This window comes from Sphingopyxis sp. QXT-31 (assembly GCF_001984035.1).
Taxonomy (GTDB): domain Bacteria; phylum Pseudomonadota; class Alphaproteobacteria; order Sphingomonadales; family Sphingomonadaceae; genus Sphingopyxis.
This window is the reverse complement of sequence record NZ_CP019449.1, coordinates 146170-161780: the sequence shown is the minus strand read 5'-3', so window position 1 is coordinate 161780 and position 15611 is coordinate 146170. Positions and strand designations below refer to the sequence as shown.

The 15611-nt window shown below is 67.3% G+C and carries 15 protein-coding genes; 9 read left to right on the top strand and 6 right to left on the bottom strand.

The genetic code is table 11. The annotated features are described in order from the left end of the window. Window positions 1-14 precede the first annotated feature (14 nt). Window positions 15-2360 (top strand): TonB-dependent receptor, encoded by a 2346-nt coding sequence (locus tag BWQ93_RS00805; RefSeq protein ID WP_077028859.1) that lies wholly within the window; start codon window positions 15-17, stop codon window positions 2358-2360. A 189-nt stretch (window positions 2361-2549) separates the two neighbouring features. Next, window positions 2550-3434: a DMT family transporter gene (locus tag BWQ93_RS00800; RefSeq protein ID WP_077028858.1), complete on the top strand. Its 885-nt coding sequence runs from the start codon at window positions 2550-2552 to the stop codon at window positions 3432-3434. A gap of 231 nt (window positions 3435-3665) precedes the next feature. Here the strand turns inward: BWQ93_RS00800 and BWQ93_RS00795 are convergent, their stop codons facing one another. Continuing rightward, on the bottom strand, window positions 3666-5450 hold the full coding sequence (locus BWQ93_RS00795) for a sensor domain-containing diguanylate cyclase (RefSeq protein ID WP_077028857.1): 1785 nt from the start codon (window positions 5448-5450) through the stop codon (window positions 3666-3668). A 91-nt stretch (window positions 5451-5541) separates the two neighbouring features. Further along, window positions 5542-6150 (bottom strand): TetR/AcrR family transcriptional regulator, encoded by a 609-nt coding sequence (locus tag BWQ93_RS00790; RefSeq protein WP_083720463.1) that lies wholly within the window; start codon window positions 6148-6150, stop codon window positions 5542-5544. A gap of 91 nt (window positions 6151-6241) precedes the next feature. On the opposite strand from BWQ93_RS00790, the gene BWQ93_RS00785 reads away from it, so the two are divergent. Both BWQ93_RS00785 and BWQ93_RS00780 read left to right on the top strand, forming a co-directional pair. Beyond that, the gene (locus BWQ93_RS00785; RefSeq protein ID WP_077028855.1) at window positions 6242-7684 is read left to right on the top strand and encodes an 8'-apo-carotenoid 13,14-cleaving dioxygenase; all 1443 of its coding nucleotides are present in this window, start codon (window positions 6242-6244) and stop codon (window positions 7682-7684) included. Window positions 7685-7812: 128 nt separating this feature from the next. After that, a complete protein-coding gene (locus tag BWQ93_RS00780) occupies window positions 7813-8097 on the top strand; it encodes a beta/gamma crystallin-related protein (protein ID WP_077028854.1) in 285 nt (94 codons plus the stop codon). On the opposite strand, the gene BWQ93_RS00775 is transcribed toward BWQ93_RS00780, so the two are convergent. Both BWQ93_RS00775 and BWQ93_RS00770 read right to left on the bottom strand, forming a co-directional pair. After that, a complete protein-coding gene (locus BWQ93_RS00775) occupies window positions 8032-8916 on the bottom strand; it encodes an NTP transferase domain-containing protein (RefSeq protein WP_083720458.1) in 885 nt (294 codons plus the stop codon). The two genes, BWQ93_RS00780 and BWQ93_RS00775, sit on opposite strands and share 66 nt — an antisense overlap. After that, complete coding sequence (locus BWQ93_RS00770; RefSeq protein ID WP_077028852.1) at window positions 8913-9941, bottom strand: D-alanine--D-alanine ligase family protein; 1029 nt, start codon at window positions 9939-9941, stop codon at window positions 8913-8915. Before BWQ93_RS00770 ends, BWQ93_RS00775 begins: the two co-directional genes overlap by 4 nt. Before the next feature lie 130 nt (window positions 9942-10071). On the opposite strand from BWQ93_RS00770, the gene BWQ93_RS00765 reads away from it, so the two are divergent. Beyond that, window positions 10072-11592 carry a hypothetical protein gene (locus tag BWQ93_RS00765; RefSeq protein WP_077028851.1) on the top strand — a complete coding sequence of 507 codons (1521 nt, stop codon included), beginning with the start codon at window positions 10072-10074 and terminating at the stop codon, window positions 11590-11592. 131 nt (window positions 11593-11723) lie between these two features. Then, window positions 11724-12785 carry a hypothetical protein gene (locus tag BWQ93_RS00760; RefSeq protein ID WP_077028850.1) on the top strand — a complete coding sequence of 354 codons (1062 nt, stop codon included), beginning with the start codon at window positions 11724-11726 and terminating at the stop codon, window positions 12783-12785. A gap of 100 nt (window positions 12786-12885) precedes the next feature. Here BWQ93_RS00760 and rplL read toward each other — a convergent pair whose 3' ends face one another. Next, window positions 12886-13257: a 50S ribosomal protein L7/L12 gene (gene rplL, locus BWQ93_RS00755; protein WP_077032120.1), complete on the bottom strand. Its 372-nt coding sequence runs from the start codon at window positions 13255-13257 to the stop codon at window positions 12886-12888. Window positions 13258-13316: 59 nt separating this feature from the next. Next, complete coding sequence (rplJ, locus tag BWQ93_RS00750) at window positions 13317-13832, bottom strand: 50S ribosomal protein L10 (RefSeq protein ID WP_077028849.1); 516 nt, start codon at window positions 13830-13832, stop codon at window positions 13317-13319. A 462-nt stretch (window positions 13833-14294) separates the two neighbouring features. Between rplJ and BWQ93_RS00745 the strand changes: the two genes are divergently transcribed. The 3 genes from BWQ93_RS00745 to BWQ93_RS00735 all read left to right on the top strand — a co-directional run bounded on the left by BWQ93_RS00745 (window position 14295) and on the right by BWQ93_RS00735 (window position 15559). After that, on the top strand, window positions 14295-14498 hold the full coding sequence (locus tag BWQ93_RS00745) for a hypothetical protein (protein ID WP_156878073.1): 204 nt from the start codon (window positions 14295-14297) through the stop codon (window positions 14496-14498). 123 nt (window positions 14499-14621) lie between these two features. Then, window positions 14622-15233, top strand: a complete 612-nt coding sequence (locus BWQ93_RS00740; RefSeq protein ID WP_443029355.1) for a PadR family transcriptional regulator — start codon at window positions 14622-14624, stop codon at window positions 15231-15233. Next, window positions 15230-15559, top strand: coding sequence for a DUF2218 domain-containing protein (locus BWQ93_RS00735; protein WP_077028847.1), 330 nt, complete (start codon window positions 15230-15232; stop codon window positions 15557-15559). The genes BWQ93_RS00740 and BWQ93_RS00735 overlap by 4 nt, the downstream gene beginning before the upstream one ends. Window positions 15560-15611: the final 52 nt, after the last annotated feature.

The following is a 15611-nucleotide window of genomic DNA, read 5'->3' as shown; positions in this document are numbered from 1 at the left end:
GGAGGGAGAGAGAAATGAAAGCACGCCGACTGTCCTGGCTGCTGGCGGGTGCCAGCCTGACGATCACCACCGGAGCGCTGGCGCAGGAGGCCCCTGCCCCCGCCGAGACCGAAGCGGCGCAGGGCGGTATCGAGGACATCGTCGTCACCGCGCGCCGCACCAGCGAGGCCGCGCAGACCATCCCCGTGGCGATCACCGCTTTCGGTTCGCAGCAACTCAGCGACGCCAATGTCGAGGGCATCGCCGACATCGCGAAGCAGACCCCGAATTTCTTTGTCCAGACCTCCAGCGCCGACCCCACCGGCGTGCTGCTCACTATCCGCGGCCAGTCGCAGCAGGATTCGATCCTGACGATCGAATCCCCCATCGGCGTCTATGTTGACGGCGTGAACTATATCCGTTCGTCGAACCTCGAGACCGCGCTGTTCGACACCGAGCGCGTCGAGGTGCTGCGCGGGCCGCAGGGCACGTTGTTCGGCAAGAACACCACCGGCGGCGCGATCAACATCACCACGCGCCAGCCCGATTTGAGCGGCTTCGGCGGTTATGTCCAGGCGAGCGGCGCGACACACGACCGCTACGACGTCGGCGCGGTGCTCAACCTGCCGCTGATGACCGACAAGCTGGGCGTGCGGCTGATGGGCCGCTGGCTCGACAATGGTTCGCTCGGGGTCAACGGGCTCGGCGACGGGATCGGGGGGCGCGAGCAGATCGCCTTTCGCGCCAACACATTGTTCGAGACCGAGAACGTCAACTGGGCGATCTCGGCCGATTACACCCGCACCAAGGGCGATGCGCCGGTCAGTAAGCTCGCCTTCGTCAGCCCCTTCCCCAGCCCCGCGCCGGGCACCCCCAACCCCGCCCCCGCGCTGATCGACATCGCGATCAGCCAAGGCATCCTCAACCCCGCGCTGCTCGCCGATCCCGTCGCCAACGGCGCGGCGATCGGCGCCGCACTGGCGCAGGCACAGGCGCTGTTCGCCAGCCTGATCGACCGGCGCGGCTTTTACGACAATGACGCGACGGGCCTGCAAGGCACCTATGCGCGCACCTATGGCGTCAGCTCGAACCTGGCGGTCGAGTTGACGCCAACCTTGTCCTTCCGCTCGATCTCGGCGGCGCGCTGGCTGAAGCGCTCGCTCGACGTCGACCTCGACTCATCGCCCTACACGCTGCTCGAAGCGAGCCTCGCGAGCCGTGCGAAGAACCTCAGCCAGGAATTCCAGTTCGCGGGCGACGGGACGCGACTCGACTGGATCGTCGGCGCCTATTTCAACGAGGAAACCGGCCGCGACACCTCGCGCGCCACCGCGCTCGGCACCATCAACCCGGCGAACCCCAATTTCACCGACGGTTTCGTCAAGAACAGCAGCTGGGCGGTGTTCGGCCAGTTCAACTATGACCTGACGGACACGCTCCGCTTCACCGGCGGCCTGCGCTGGACCGAGGAGAGCAAGGAACTGCGCTCGTTCAACCGCTCGACCCCCGGCGGTGCGGTGTGCAACATCCCGCCCGCGCTGCGGCTCGGCGGCACGTGCCAGGCGCGTTTCAAGGACGGCTTCTCCGACTACTCCTATCTCGCGAGCGTCGACTGGACGCCGCGCACCGGCCTGCTCTTCTATGCCCGCACCGCGCGCAGCTTCAAGGGTGGCGGCCAGAACCTGCGCGGCACCGGCACCGCCGACAGCTTCGCGGCCTTCGCCCCCGAAACCGTCACCGACTATGAAGTCGGCACCAAGCTCGACCTGCTGGATCGGCGGCTGCGCATCAATGCCGCGATCTTCCAGGCCAATTACAAGGACATCCAGCGCACCATCGTCCAGGCGGCGCCCGGCGGCGCGATCGTCAGTCTGGTCACCAACGCCGCGCGCGCGCGCATCCGCGGCGGCGAACTCGAAGTCACTGCGATCCCGCTCGAGGGGCTGACCTTGTCGGGCAGCGTCGGCGTGAACGACGCCAAATATCTCGACTTCACCGACGTCACAGGCGACCGCTCGGGCGAGCCCTTCCAGTTCCCCAAATACAGCTATCGCCTCGGCGCGACTTACGCCGCGCCGCTCGATTTCGGCAGCCTGCGGCTCAGCATCGACTGGACGTGGCGCAGCAAGACGCAGTTGGTGGGCTCGGCGATCTACCGCGACAGCCTGAACCAGCCCGCCTACGGCCTGCTCGGCGCGCGCGCGGCGCTGACCATCGACAGCATCGGCAGCGAGATCGCGGTCTTCGCGACCAACCTCACGGGCAAGCGCTATGCGGTGTCGGCGGTGCAGTTCGACAACAGCCTGGGGTTCAACACGATCTACGCCGGCGAGCCGCGGGTCATCGGGCTGCAGCTGACCACGCGCTTCGGGGTCGAGTGAGCCCGAAAAAGCCGGGTCCGAGACAAATTAACAGTGTCAACTCGGTTTGCAGGATCGCCTCCGGGGCGGCTCTGCGGACGATTTCGGGTAATTTCGCCAATAGTCGGCACAGCCGCTTCCCTCAACCGCCCCATCTGCTAACGCCCTTCGCGACGCGGGCGCCTCCTCCGTCCGCAACCGGGGAAGATTGTGCGCGTCCGCGATTTCCTGCTTCTTGTTGCCGTGTGCCTGATCTGGGCCTTCAACAATGTGCTGAGCAAGATCATCGTCAGCAACTGGGCGATTCCGCCGCTCTTCTATGTCACCATGCGCTTCGCGGTGGTCGCGGTGGTGATGCTGCCCTGGCTGCTGCCGATGCCGCGCCCGGCGTGGCGCATCGTCGCGATCGCGCTCTGCCTCGGCGGCGGCAGTTTTGCGTTGCTTTTCATGGGGCTGCAAACCACCTCGCCCTCCGCCGCGGCGATCGTGCTGCAACTCGGCGTGCCCTTCACGATGCTGCTGTCGGTGCTGATGCTCGGCGAGCGCATCCACTGGCGACGCGGCATCGGCATCGCGCTGACGCTGATCGGCGTGCTGATCGTGACGTGGCGGCCGGGCTTTGCGCTGTCGCACGGATTGTGGCTGGTCGCGGCTTCGGCCTTTGCGGGTGCGGCCGGTGCGGTGCTGATGAAGCAGGTCGACGACGTCACTCCGTTCCGCTTCCAGGCGTGGGTCGGTTTTGTCTCGGTGGTCGCGCTCGGCCTCGCCTCGGCGACGGTCGAGACGGGGCAATGGACGGCCGCGGCGGCGGCAGGCTGGCCCTTTGCGGCCGCCGTCCTGTTCACCGCGCTGGTCGTCTCGGTCGGCGCGCATTCGGTCTATTACCACCTGATCCAGCGCTACGAGGCCAATCTGCTCGCGCCGCTGACGCTGATGACGCCGCTCGGGACGATCGGGCTCGGCGTGCTGATCACGCACGATCCGTTCGACCTGCGCATGGGCATCGGCGGCGCGCTGGCGATGATCGGCGTGCTGATCGTCGCGCTGCGGCGGAAGCCGGCGACCGAATTGCTGGTGGAGCGCGAGGTGCGGTAGCGTCGGCTTGGGGGTGGGGAGCGGCCGTTTAGCCCTCTCCCCTTGAGGGGAGAGGATAGCGCAGCTTGCTCCGTCAGGAGCTAGCGAAGCTTGGAGAGGGGTGCTTGGACGCTGGCGGTCGGAAACCCCTCTCAACTCCGGCTAGGCAGCAAGCTGCCAAGCCTGCGTATCTCTCCCCTCAAGGGGAGAGAGCATAACCCTGCGAACGTCAGCTAACGCCCGAAAGCGGTCTTACGCTGCCATCCGCAGCCGGTTCCGCCCCTCGCGCTTGGCGACGTACAGCGCCTCGTCGGCGCGCTGGAGCAGTTCCTCGACCCCCGCCTCGTCGGCATAGACCGCGACGCCGATGCTGACCGTCGCGGGCGGGACATTATCGGTCGAGCGGCCGCCGCCCTCGATCGCCTGGCGGATGCGTTCGGCGACCAGTTCGGCGGCCTGCGCGCTCGATCGCTGCAGGATGCACACGAACTCCTCGCCGCCGAAGCGCCCGACCATATCCTCTTCGCGCAGCACCGCCTTGGCGCGGTGCCCGACGCGGCGGATCACCTCGTCGCCGACGCTGTGCCCGTGGACGTCGTTGATGCGTTTGAAATGGTCGATGTCGAAGATCGCGACCGCCAGCGGCGCGCCATTCTCGCGCGCGCCGACCAAGGCGCGTTCGAGGAAGGCGAGCGTGTGGCGGCGGTTGGGCAGCCCGGTCAGCGCGTCGGTGTTCGCGGCCGCCTCGGCGACGCTCCGCGCATCCTCCAGCATCCGCGCATTTTCGACGGTTTCGGTGACATCCTGGATCGTGCCGAAGATTCCCACCGGCTTGCCGCTGCGGCTTAACTCGATCGAGCCGTGCGACGAAATGTCGCGCACCTCGTCGTCGGGGCGGATGATCCGACCCTGAAATTCGAACGGCGCGCCGGTGAGGGCGGCCTGCTCGAGGACCTTGCGCATGCGCGTCGCATCTTCGGGCATATAGAGGTCGAGGCTGCTCTGCACCGTCATCACGGTGCCCGGCTCGATCCCGTGGATGCGATAGGCCTGGTCCGACCATTGGATCGTCCAGCGGATGAGGTCGACGCGCCAGTGGCCGACGAGTGCCGCCGCCTCGGCCTGGAGCAGCCAGCGGTTGCTCTGCTCGAGCCGTTTGGCGAGCCGCTGGCGCCCGACGAGGAGCGCGGCGAGCGGCAGCGCGGTGCCGAGCAGGGTCAGCAGATAAAATTGCAGGAAGAGCACGATTGTCGTCGGCGACTTGTCCATATGCGCGATCGGGCCGAGCCCCTGGCTGGTCATCAGCGAAGCGATGATCGTGACGATGAACACGCTGCCCGCCGCGCCGAACGGACCGAGGCGATACGAGGCCGCGACCACCGCGACGCAGGGAATGAAGGTCACCGGATATTCGGCCTGCGAGAAGCAGATCGCCGTCACCCCCGCCGCGATCGTCATCATCACGACCGATTCGACGATCGTCGACCGGTTCGTGTGGCGCAGCAGGCCCGATTCAGCCAGGCGCGCGAGCATCACCACCGGCGGGGTGACGATCAGCATGCCGAGCGCGACGGTGGTCAGCCACGAGCGGAAGAATTCGAAATCGCCGCCGGTCAGCAAGGTCGCGAGCCCGGCGCTGGCAAAGCTCCCCGCGATCGCGCCGACGCAGAAATTGCCGACCGAGCGCGTCGCCATGAACGACAACACGCCCTTTTCGCGGCTGTTGATCAGCCACAGCGCGACCGCGCCCTCGGCGGTATTCGCGGTGGTGAAGGCCGCGGACAGCAGTGCGGGTGCACCGCTCAGCATGTTCGCGGCGGTGCTGGCGACGATCATTCCGGCGAACGAGGCCAAGCGCGCGCGCGGCGCCATCAGCAGCAAAAGCGCAAGGAAATAGCCGCTGGGCGGCCACACCGCGGCGATATTGTCGGCGCCTTTGGTCGCGTACAGGGACAGGCTGGCGAGCAGGAAATAGCCCAGCGCCGTCAAAAGTGACCAGAACAGCGTCTCGACCGTGGGGGGTAGCGACCGCTTCATGTCCGCAATTCTCGCGCGAAATGGCAAATAAAGCGCTAAGATTTCCCGGCTTGCGGCGAACCGACCGCTCGCGCCAGATCAACGGGCGCGGTCAGGCGAGCCCGCCGAAGGTCAGCCCGACGACCTTCTCAACCATCGCCTCGTCCCAGTCGATCCGCCGGTCGAGCACCAGCATCGCAAGCCCGTGGACCAGCGCCCACGCGTGCAGCGCGGCCACATCGGGATCTTTCACGCCTGGCAGCGCCTCGCCGACCCCGGCGCGCAGCAGATTGTATGCGACCTCGCCGCCGTCGCTCTCTTCCTTGCGCTCGACCATCTGGCGCGTAAAACTCAGGCGGAACAACGCTGACTCGTCGTGTGCGAAGCGGACATAGGTCAGGCCGGTGGCCTTGAACCCCGCGACCCCGCCGCCCGCCTTCAGCCAAGCCTGCGCCTGCAGCGCGCCGAGCCGACGCAGCCCTTCGTCGGCGAGCGCGTCGAGCAGCGCCTCCTTGTCGGGAAAATGGCGGTAAAGTGCGGTTGCGCTGACCCCGACGTCGCGCGCCAGCGCGCGCAGGCCCAGTTCGGCACCGTCGCCCTTCGCCAGCCGTTCGAGCCCCGCAGCGATCACCGCCGCGCGCAGGTCACCATGATGATAGGCGCCCGCCGCCTTCGCGCCGTCGCTTTTTATGTTGACACTGTTATCTTTGTTCGCCATCATGTTGTCACTGTAAACATACCGAGTCGGTCGCGCAACCCCGAAAGGGCGCGGCCTTTGTTCCAACCTCTCCCCCCGCTTAAGGAGCAATCATATGGCCAGCAACGTAGAAAGCCTGATCCGCGGCGCCGTCGTCAAGGGCATCGGCAAGGTCGCCGACTTCAACCGCAAGCGCCTCCCCCGCCCCACCGACGCGCACCCCTTCCTGACCGGCATCCACAAGCCGATGACCGAGGAGGTCACGCTCGAGGAACTGCGCGTCGACGGCGAAATCCCCGCCGCGCTGACCGGTCGCTATCTGCGCAACGGCCCCAACCCCGCGATCGCGCCGGATCCCGCCAGCTATCACTGGTTCACCGGCGCCGGTATGGTGCACGGCATCCGCATCGAGGGCGGCAAGGCCGTCTGGTACCGCAACCGCTGGGTGCGCGGCAGCGAGGCGTGCGAAGCCTTGGGAGAGGAACTGCCCCCCGGTCCGCGCCACATCACCAACGACGCGCCGAACACCAATGTCGTCGGCCTGGCGGGCCGCACCTTCGCGATCGTCGAGGCGGGCGGCAAACCCGTCGAACTCGGCTATGAACTGGACACCATCGCGCACAACCCGTTCGACGGCACGCTGCTAGGCGGCTACACCGCACACCCGCATCACGACCCCGTCACCGACGAGATGCACGCGATCACCTACCGCGGCGACGAGCCGAACAAGGTGTGGCACGTCGTGCTCGACCAGGACGCGCAGGTTACCCGCGAACTCGCGATTCCGGTCAGAGACGGCCCCTCGATCCACGACTGCGCGATCACCGAAAATTATGTGCTGGTCCTCGACCTGCCCGTGACCTTCTCGATGAAGATGCTGCTGTCGGGCTATCGCTTCCCCTACGCGTGGAACGAGGCGCATCAGGCGCGCGTCGGCCTCCTCCCCAGGAAAGGCAGCGCCGAGGAGATCATCTGGGTGCCGGTCGAGCCCTGCTATGTCTTCCACCCCGCCAACGCCTATGAAACCGAAGACGGCAAGGTGATCGTCGACGTCGTCGCGCACGAAACGATGTTCGCGAGTTCCAAGCGCGGCCCCGACAGCGAGAAATCGCGCATGGAGCGCTGGACGATCGACCCGGCCGCCGGCACCACGACGCGCACCGTCATCCACGATCATGCGCAGGAATTCCCGCGCTACGATGAGCGGCTGACGACCAAGCCGTATCGCTATGTTTACAGTGTTGCCATTCCCGACGGCACGTCGACCGAATGGGCGCTGGCCGAGACGAAGCTGTTCCGCCACGACTTGAATGCCGGGACCACCGACGTCCATGATTTCGGCCCCGGCCGCCATCCCGGCGAGTTCGTCTTCGTGCCGCGCAGCGCGGCGGGCGCTGAGGATGACGGCTGGCTGATCGGCCTCGTTGTCGACATGAACGACGAGACCACCGACCTCGTCATCCTGAATGCCGACGATTTTACCGGCAAGCCGCAGGCGGTGGTCCACCTGCCGCACCGCGTCCCGCCGGGCTTCCACGGCAACTGGGTCGCCGACTGACGCCCAAACCGGAACCGGCGTCACCCCGTTGACGCCGGTCCCTTTTTTCCCGCCATGAGAGTCGCCATAAAGGAGATTCCGCATGACCCGTTTCGCCCGCCTCGCAGCCGTCGCTGCCGGCCTCACCCTTGCTTGCAAGTCCGCTTGCCGCACAGGATAAATCCAAGACGATCGAAGGCACGCTGACCCTGTTCGAGGGCCAGAAGTTCGACGGGGATTACTACCGTCTAGAGAAGGACGAGCCTTCGCTGCAGCACGCCTTTCTGGTCGGCAGCATCGCCGTCTATCCCGGCGAAGTCTGGGACCTGTGCGACAAGCCCAAGTTAAAGGGCAATTGCCTGACCATCTCAGCCAACGAGACCGGCATCGGCAAGGCGATGATCAGGTTGGCCCGCGTGAAGCCCAAGCAGTAAATCCGCGGCCGGCCGCTGCGGCGGCTGGCGCCTCTCCATGATCGCCTCGGTCGCGCGCAGCGACCTTTCGTTGTCGACATCGACCGCGGTCGCCCCGTCGCGCACGAGCAAGGGCGCCACATCGACCTTCAGGTGCCGCGAGATGCGGCGGAAGATATGGTGGATCGGCCCGAGGCCGAAGCGAAAGCGCAGCAGGTTGATGAGGCCGAAGGCCTGCATCACGCGCACCGGTTTCTTGACGAACTGCCCGCCGCCGCGGAACACCTCCGCGGCCTTCAGCGCGCCGCGATGGCCGATCCAGTAGCTGTTGCAGTTCGACACCGCGACGTCCGAAAATTCGTAGAAGCGCCGCTGCCCCTCGGGATGCGCGGCGAGTACATCCTCGCGCCGCGCGAGCGCCACCCCGGCCTCGACGCCCAGCCGCGCGGCCTCGGCGCCGATCTCGGCAATAGTGTCGGGAGACAAGAGGCAATTGTCGGCGGTGGTGATCAGCAGCGGAAAAGCCGCCTGCTCGGCGACCGCGAGCACCGAATCGGCAAGATTGTCGGCGGCGCCGACAAAAACCAGCCGGTCGCCCAGGCGATCGACAATGATATCGCCGAGATCGTCGGCGAGCCCGTCATGATGGCTCGACACGAAGATCGTCGCGGCGTCGCTTTGCGCGGCGCTGGCGAGGACATGCGCGATCATCGGCCGCCCCGCGACGGGCACCAGGCATTTGTCGGCGACGCCATGCGCCTCGGCGAGCGCATCCACCGCGCCCGGCCGGCGCCCGGCGAGAATCAGGATCGAACCCAATTTTACGGACGTATCGGTCATGCCGCGTCCCTCCGCGCCGCCGCGGGAGCCAGCTGGCGCAGCATCGATTCGGCGACGATCGTTTCGATCAGATCGGACTGGCTGAATCCCGCGGCGACCGCGGCGCGGCCGAAGACCTTTTCGGACCAGAGGTTGCAGTTGAGATTGACTTCGAGCAGCCGCACCTCGCCGGTCGCAAAATCGACGCGGAACTCGAAACGACCGAAGTCGAACGGACGGAAGATTTCGGCCATCTGCACCGTCAGCGCGGCGATCCGTTCGGCGATCTCGGGCGCGTCGAGCAGTTTGAGGCTGTATTTGGCGCTGCGGTCGATCAGGTCGCGCTTTTCCTGATAGGTGCGCAAATGCGTCGGGTCGGCCTGTTCGAAGATCATCATCGGCAGCATCGCGGGGGCGCCGTCCAGCGTGATCACCGGCACCTCGACATCGCTGCCTGCAATGAAGGGCTCGACGATCGCGTCATGGTCGAGCGCGTGGATTTCGGCCACCGCCTGCGCCAGTTCGACGCGGTCGTGCGCGTCGCGGATGCCCCACGATGCCGAGCTGTTGTTGGGCTTGATCACCCAGCGCGCCGCAGGCGGGCAGCGCGACACATCGATCGGCGCGCCGCGGCGGAACAAAGCCCAGGGCGCGGTCGGTACGCCGCGCGCCGCGGCCTCGAGCTTGGTGAGATGCTTGTCGTCGGACAGCCCGCGCACGATCGGCGAGGCGCCCACATAGGGCAGGCGCAGCCGGTTGCAGAGCAGGGGCAGCAGCATTTCGCTATTAAAGAAGCCGCCGCGGTTGAGCAGCGGAAAGACGAAATCGGCGTCGGGCCGGTCGAACAGCGCGGTGTAGCTGTCGGCGACGACGAGCGGCAGGCCGAGGCCTTCGAGGATTTCGCGGATCTCGCGGTGATAGAGCGCGTGATTGCCGTCGTCGGGGTGGAGGCCGCCGGTCCAGCGCGCATGTTTGGCGATGAACAGCAGCCTCTGGTCGCGGAGGGCGTCGGTCAGCCGGGTCGGCTCGAGATGGGTCGTTCGCATAAGTCGCTTCGACCACAGTGAGGTTGCACCGCGATGACCTTTCGGTGACGGCGCTGACACCAAAGCGCAAGATCAGTGTCATCTTGGGGGCCTAGATGCGGGGTCCTGCCCCACCCCCGCACAGGACCGCATGCGCATGTTGCTCAACGTCATCGCCGCCGACGAACCCCGCCTTTCGCCGGGCAAGCGCTATGCCGCGCGACTGGCGAGCGCGCTGACCAGCGGCGGCGACGCGCGCATCCGGCCCGACGCGGCGGGGCGCAACCAATATTATGCCAGCGTGCGGCCCTCCGACGCGCTCGCCTATGGCTCGTCGACGATCAGCAGCATTTCGGAGCATGCCTTTCAGACCTTGCTCGACCGCTGGCATCATGGGCTCGACCGGCCGGTTCCGTCGGACGATTATGCCGAGGGGCTCGCAATCCTGCGGCACAAGCTGGTCGAGGCGCACGGCCACGCCGACACGAAGGTGATCTTCGCGGCGTCGGGCACCGACCTCGAATATGCGGGGCTCGCCGCGGCGTGGGACGGGCGGCCGATCACCGCGGTCCTGCTCGGACGCGACGAAGTCGGCAGCGGCTGCGTCCACAGCGCCGCGGGGCGCTTCTTCGCCGACGAGACCGCGACCGGCGCACGCGTCGCCCTGCAAGCGGCGATCGACCCGGCCTTTGCCGGCACCGAGCTGGTCGATGTCGCGGTGCGCGACGCCACGGGTACGCCGCGCGCCTCTGCCGCGGTCGCCGACGAACTTTCCGCGCATGTCGAACGGGCGGCCGCGAGCGGCCGCAAGGCGGTCGTGCATGTCGTCCACGGATCGAAATCGGGACTGACGCTTCCCGCGCTGGCCGACGTCGAGCAGCTCGTCGCGGCGCATGGCGAGGCGATGACGATCGTCGTCGACGCGTGCCAGCTGCGCATCGCCCCCGCTATCGTGCGCCGCTACCTCGCGCTCGGCTGCGTCGTGCTGCTGACCGGGTCGAAATTCGCGGGCGGGCCGCCGTTCAGCGGCTTCGCGCTCGTTTCGGCGGCGGTCGCGGCACGCGCGCGCCCACTGCCCGACGGCTTTCGCCGCATCGCGACGCGCGCCGAATGGCCGGCCGACTGGCCGGGCGCCGAAAGGCTGCCCGCGCTCGGCAATTTCGGACTGCTGCTGCGGCTGCAGGCGGCAATGATCGAGATCGAGCGCTTCGCCGCGCTGCCCGCCGACCGCGTCACCGACGTCACCGCACGCTTCAGCCATCATGTCATGCGCGTCGTGAAGCGGCTCGAACTGGTCGAGGTGCCGGGTGCCGGCGCGACGTCATGCCTCGCGACCGAAACCTTGCGCACGCTCGACCTGTCGGCGCGCTGGCCGGTGTGCGATTTCGCCGCCGCGCGCGCGATGCACCGCCGCATCGCCGAACAGTCGCGCCAGTGGCTGGGGCACGAAATCCGCTTGGGTCAGCCGGTGCGCACGCATCTCCTCCCCAATGGCGAAGCCGCCGGGACGCTGCGCCTGTCGCTGTCGATGCCGCTGATTTCGGAGCTGGCGCTGCTGGCCGATCGCGCGCTCGACGAGCGACTCGACCGCGACATGTCGCTGGTGGGCGCCGCCATCTCGGCGGCCGCCGCGCAGACGCTGGGAACGCCGCACGCGACCCCGCTCGGCTGAACGCGAAGGCGACCGCGGGACGCGACAAAGCGCGCCCGATTCTTCGTCACGCCGATGCGGCGCCACGGTTCGCCGTGAAAATGGGACCTTTCGGGCAGCGCTTTCGCGGGCGCGCTCGTTGCTTGGTTACTATGACGAAGAAACCGACCCTCTCCCGCCCCGCCGCAAGCGCGATTGCCGCGTTTCTGGCCCTCTCCACCCCCGCCGCGCTGGCGCAGACCGCGCCCGTGGCAGAACCCGCGCCGCCGACCGTGATGGCCCCACCCGTCGCGCCGACGGTGCCGACGACGACCAGCCCGGTCGCCGCCCCGGCTCCGGCCCCCGCGCCGGTGATCCGCGTTCCGCTGGACCTTCCCGCCGCGCCGGTCGCGCAGTCCGAGCCGCGCCCCGCCGCCAAGGCTGCGGCACGTCCCGCGCCAAAGGCCGCGCCGCGTGTTGCCGCTGCCGAACGCACCGCACCCGCCGCTCCGGCTCCCGTTGAGGCGGCGCCTGTCGCCGCGACCGCCGCAGCCGCGAGTGCACTCCCGGCCGCCGAAGTCGCGCCCGTCGCTCCCGTCGTCGATCCGGCACCCACCGCGGTCACGACCGAAGCTGCCGCTCCCAGCGACGGCTTCCCCTGGGAGATCGTCGGCGGTGCCGCCGCGCTGCTGCTCGCAGGCGGTGTCGGCCTGACCTTTGCCCGTCGTCGTCGCCACGCGGTTGCCGCCGATGCGTGGGAATTCCGCAAGACCGCTGCCGAGACCGAATGGGTGCCGACTGCGCCTGCCGCAGCCCCGGTCGTGGCGCGCGAAGCCGAGCCGATGGTCAACCCCGAGCCGATCCCCGCCCCGGCCCCCGTCGAGGAGCCAGTGCGCCGCACGACGCCAAGCTTTGCCGCCGCGCCGAGCGGCAGCATGGGGCGGCACGAGGCGATGGCGCTGGTCGGTCCGACCGCCGACAATCCCTTTGCGACGCTGTCGAAGCGCCTGAAGCGCGCGCGCTTCCTCGATCGCAAGGAACGCGTCGCCTACGAAGCCACGCTCGCCGGCGAGCAGCCGGTGGCGAGCGAGCCCGCTCGCCAGCCCGTCAGCGCTTGGGAAATCGCCCAGCGCCCGGCGCCCGCCGTCCCCGCGCAGCAGGATGTGCGCCGCCCCGAACCGGTACAGCGCGGCCTGTCGCACGGCTTCCGCCGTCCGGATTTCGCCCGCAAATAAACGGGCTGGCCTTCGGGCATGAAAAAGGGCGGTGCCTCGCGGCACCGCCCTTTTTTTGCGTCGGATCCCGCCGGCGGACCGGCGAGAACCCCTGAACCGATTACTTCAGTTCGACGGTCGCGCCGGCTGCTTCGAGACGCTTCTTGAGCTCCTCGGCTTCGGCCTTGTTGACGCCTTCCTTGATCGCCTTCGGCGCGCTCTCGACGAGCGCCTTGGCTTCGCCGAGGCCCAGGCCGGTGATCGCGCGGACTTCCTTGATCGCGTTGATCTTGTTGCCGCCGTCACCGGTCAGGATGACGTCGAATTCGGTCTGCTCTTCGGCAGCCGGACCGGCAGCGGCAGCGGCCGGAGCGGCAGCAACAGCAGCGGCGGCCGAAACGCCCCACTTTTCTTCGAGCATCTTCGACAGGTCAGCCGCTTCGAGGACGGTCAGGGTCGACAGTTCTTCAACGATCTTTGCAAGATCAGCCATGTTCATTCTCCATCAGAACCGGGATATCCCGGCAGTAGTTTCAAGGGTTCAGTTCAAAATCACGCTGCTTCTTTGGCGGCATATGCGCCAAAGACCCGCGCCAACTGGCCCGCCGGGGCTGCGGCAATCTGCGCAACATTGGTGGCCGGAGCCTGCACCAGACCGATGATCTTGGCGCGCAGCTCGTCGAGCGAGGGAAGCGAAGCCAGCGCCTTCACGCCATCAACGTCGAGGACCACGTCGCCCATGCCGCCACCAACGATTTCAAGCTTGTCGTTGGTCTTGGCAAACTCCACCGCGATCTTGGCCGCCGCGACCGGATCGGTCGAGGTTGCAAGCGCGGTGGGACCGGTCAGCAGGTCGCCGATACCGGTGTAGGACGTGCCATCGAGCGCGATTTTGGCAAGACGGTTCTTCGTGACGCGAAAGTCGGCCCCTGCGTCGCGCATCTGCTGGCGCAGCACCGTCGACTGAGCGACGGTCATGCCGAGGTTGCGGACGACCACAACAGCAGCAGCTGATCCCAGCGTAGCGTTCAGCGAGGATACGGCTTCGGCCTTTTCCGTACGATCCATGCCTATACTCCACTCTGTGCCCGGAACCGTACGCGCCGGAACGCATACGCCGCCGGGCGGCTAAAACACGCACAGGCCGGGGCGAGCCAAGGCTCGCCTGCCGGTACGCAACGATGTCCGATGGGGTCGGTCAAGCCGCTGGCGCCTGACATGCAGGCGGGCGACCGATAAAGACTTTTCCCCGTCTCGGCTGGAAATTAAGAAGGGCATATTCCCTTCACCAACTGTCTCGGACGGAATTGCCGCGGCCCCGAGAAAATTCGGATCCTTGGCAATGCGGGGTCGCCAATAGCGGCGGGACCGGCGAAGTCAAGCCGCAATCGGCGGAAAAACGCCGAAAATTGTGCCGCGACGGCATGACTTCACAGGCAGAACGGTCCTGACAGGGTGCGACGAATCTGTTAGGTTGCGAATATTGGATGCGTTCCCCCCTTGCATCGACCGGCATTTGAGGAGGGATTCTTGCCATTTTCGAATTTGTTCGGCGGTCGCCGTGCTGCGGCGCGGCTGGCGGACGATCTCGACGCGTTGCAGCAGATGCGCCTGAAACATGGCGACAACACGCGCCCCGAACTGGAACGGCGCGCGGGCGACCGCGGCCTCAACGCGCGCGACCGGCGGCATTGGCAGCGGCTGCTGACGCTCGCCGAGGAAGACGGCCTTTAGGCACACTTCGGGCGGGCCGCGCGGCCTCCGATGCACCGATCGCGCTTTTTCGCTCAGCCTCTTGCGCATTTCTCATTAAGATATATCTTAGAGCTATCAAGAACCACTCTAAGGAACGATAAGATGCATTTTTACGGACATATGAGCGGGCACGGCTGCGGCAAGCGCCACGGCATGCATCGCGGCGGACGCGGTCATGGTTTCGGCGGCGGCCGGTTCGGGCGCGGGCCTGGCCGCGGCCACCGCGACGACGACGAGGGCCGCGGATCGCGGCGGCGGATGTTCGACAGCGGCGAGCTGCGGCTCGTGCTGCTCAAGCTGATCGCCGACGAGCCGCGCCACGGCTATGATCTGATTCGCCGGATCGAGGAGCTGACCGGCGGCGCCTATGCGCCGAGCCCCGGCGTCATCTATCCCACCCTCACCCTGCTGGGCGACATGGGGCAGATCGCGGCGCAGCACAGCGACGGCGCGAAGAAGCTGTTCGCGATCACCGCCGAGGGCCAGGCCGAGCTCGACGCGAATGCCGAACTCGCCGAGGCGCTGATCGCGCGGCTGTTGGCGGTCGGCGACGAACGCCAGCGCACCGACAGCGCGTCGGTGCGCCGCGCGATGGGCAATTTGCGCGCCGTGCTGGTCAATCGCTTGGGCGACCGCGACCTCGATGAGACGCAATTGCACGAGATCGTCGCGCTGATCGACGAGGCGGCGCAGAAGATCGAGCGGCTGGCATGAGCCCTGCCCCATTTGGCGCGATCGCCCGCGTCCCGACCACGCACGCCAGCAAATATCTCCAGCAGCTGTGCAAGCATTGGCAGCATAATCTGAAGGTCGAGTTCACCCCCGAGCACGGCACCGTGACCTTTCCCAAGGACGCGCGCGGCGCGACCTGGGCGGGTGACGCGCTGGTGACCTTCGATGCCGGCGCCGCGGCGCTGACGGTGCGGATCGAGGCCAGCAGCGCGGAGCATGTCGAGGCGATGAAGGGCGTCGTCGCGCGCCACCTCGACCGCTTTGCGTTCCGCGAGGCGCCGCTCGGCTTCGATTGGTCGGCGGGCTAAGTTTCCAAACCCGTTCGTGCTGAGCTTGTCGAAGCACCGCTCTTCTCTTTGA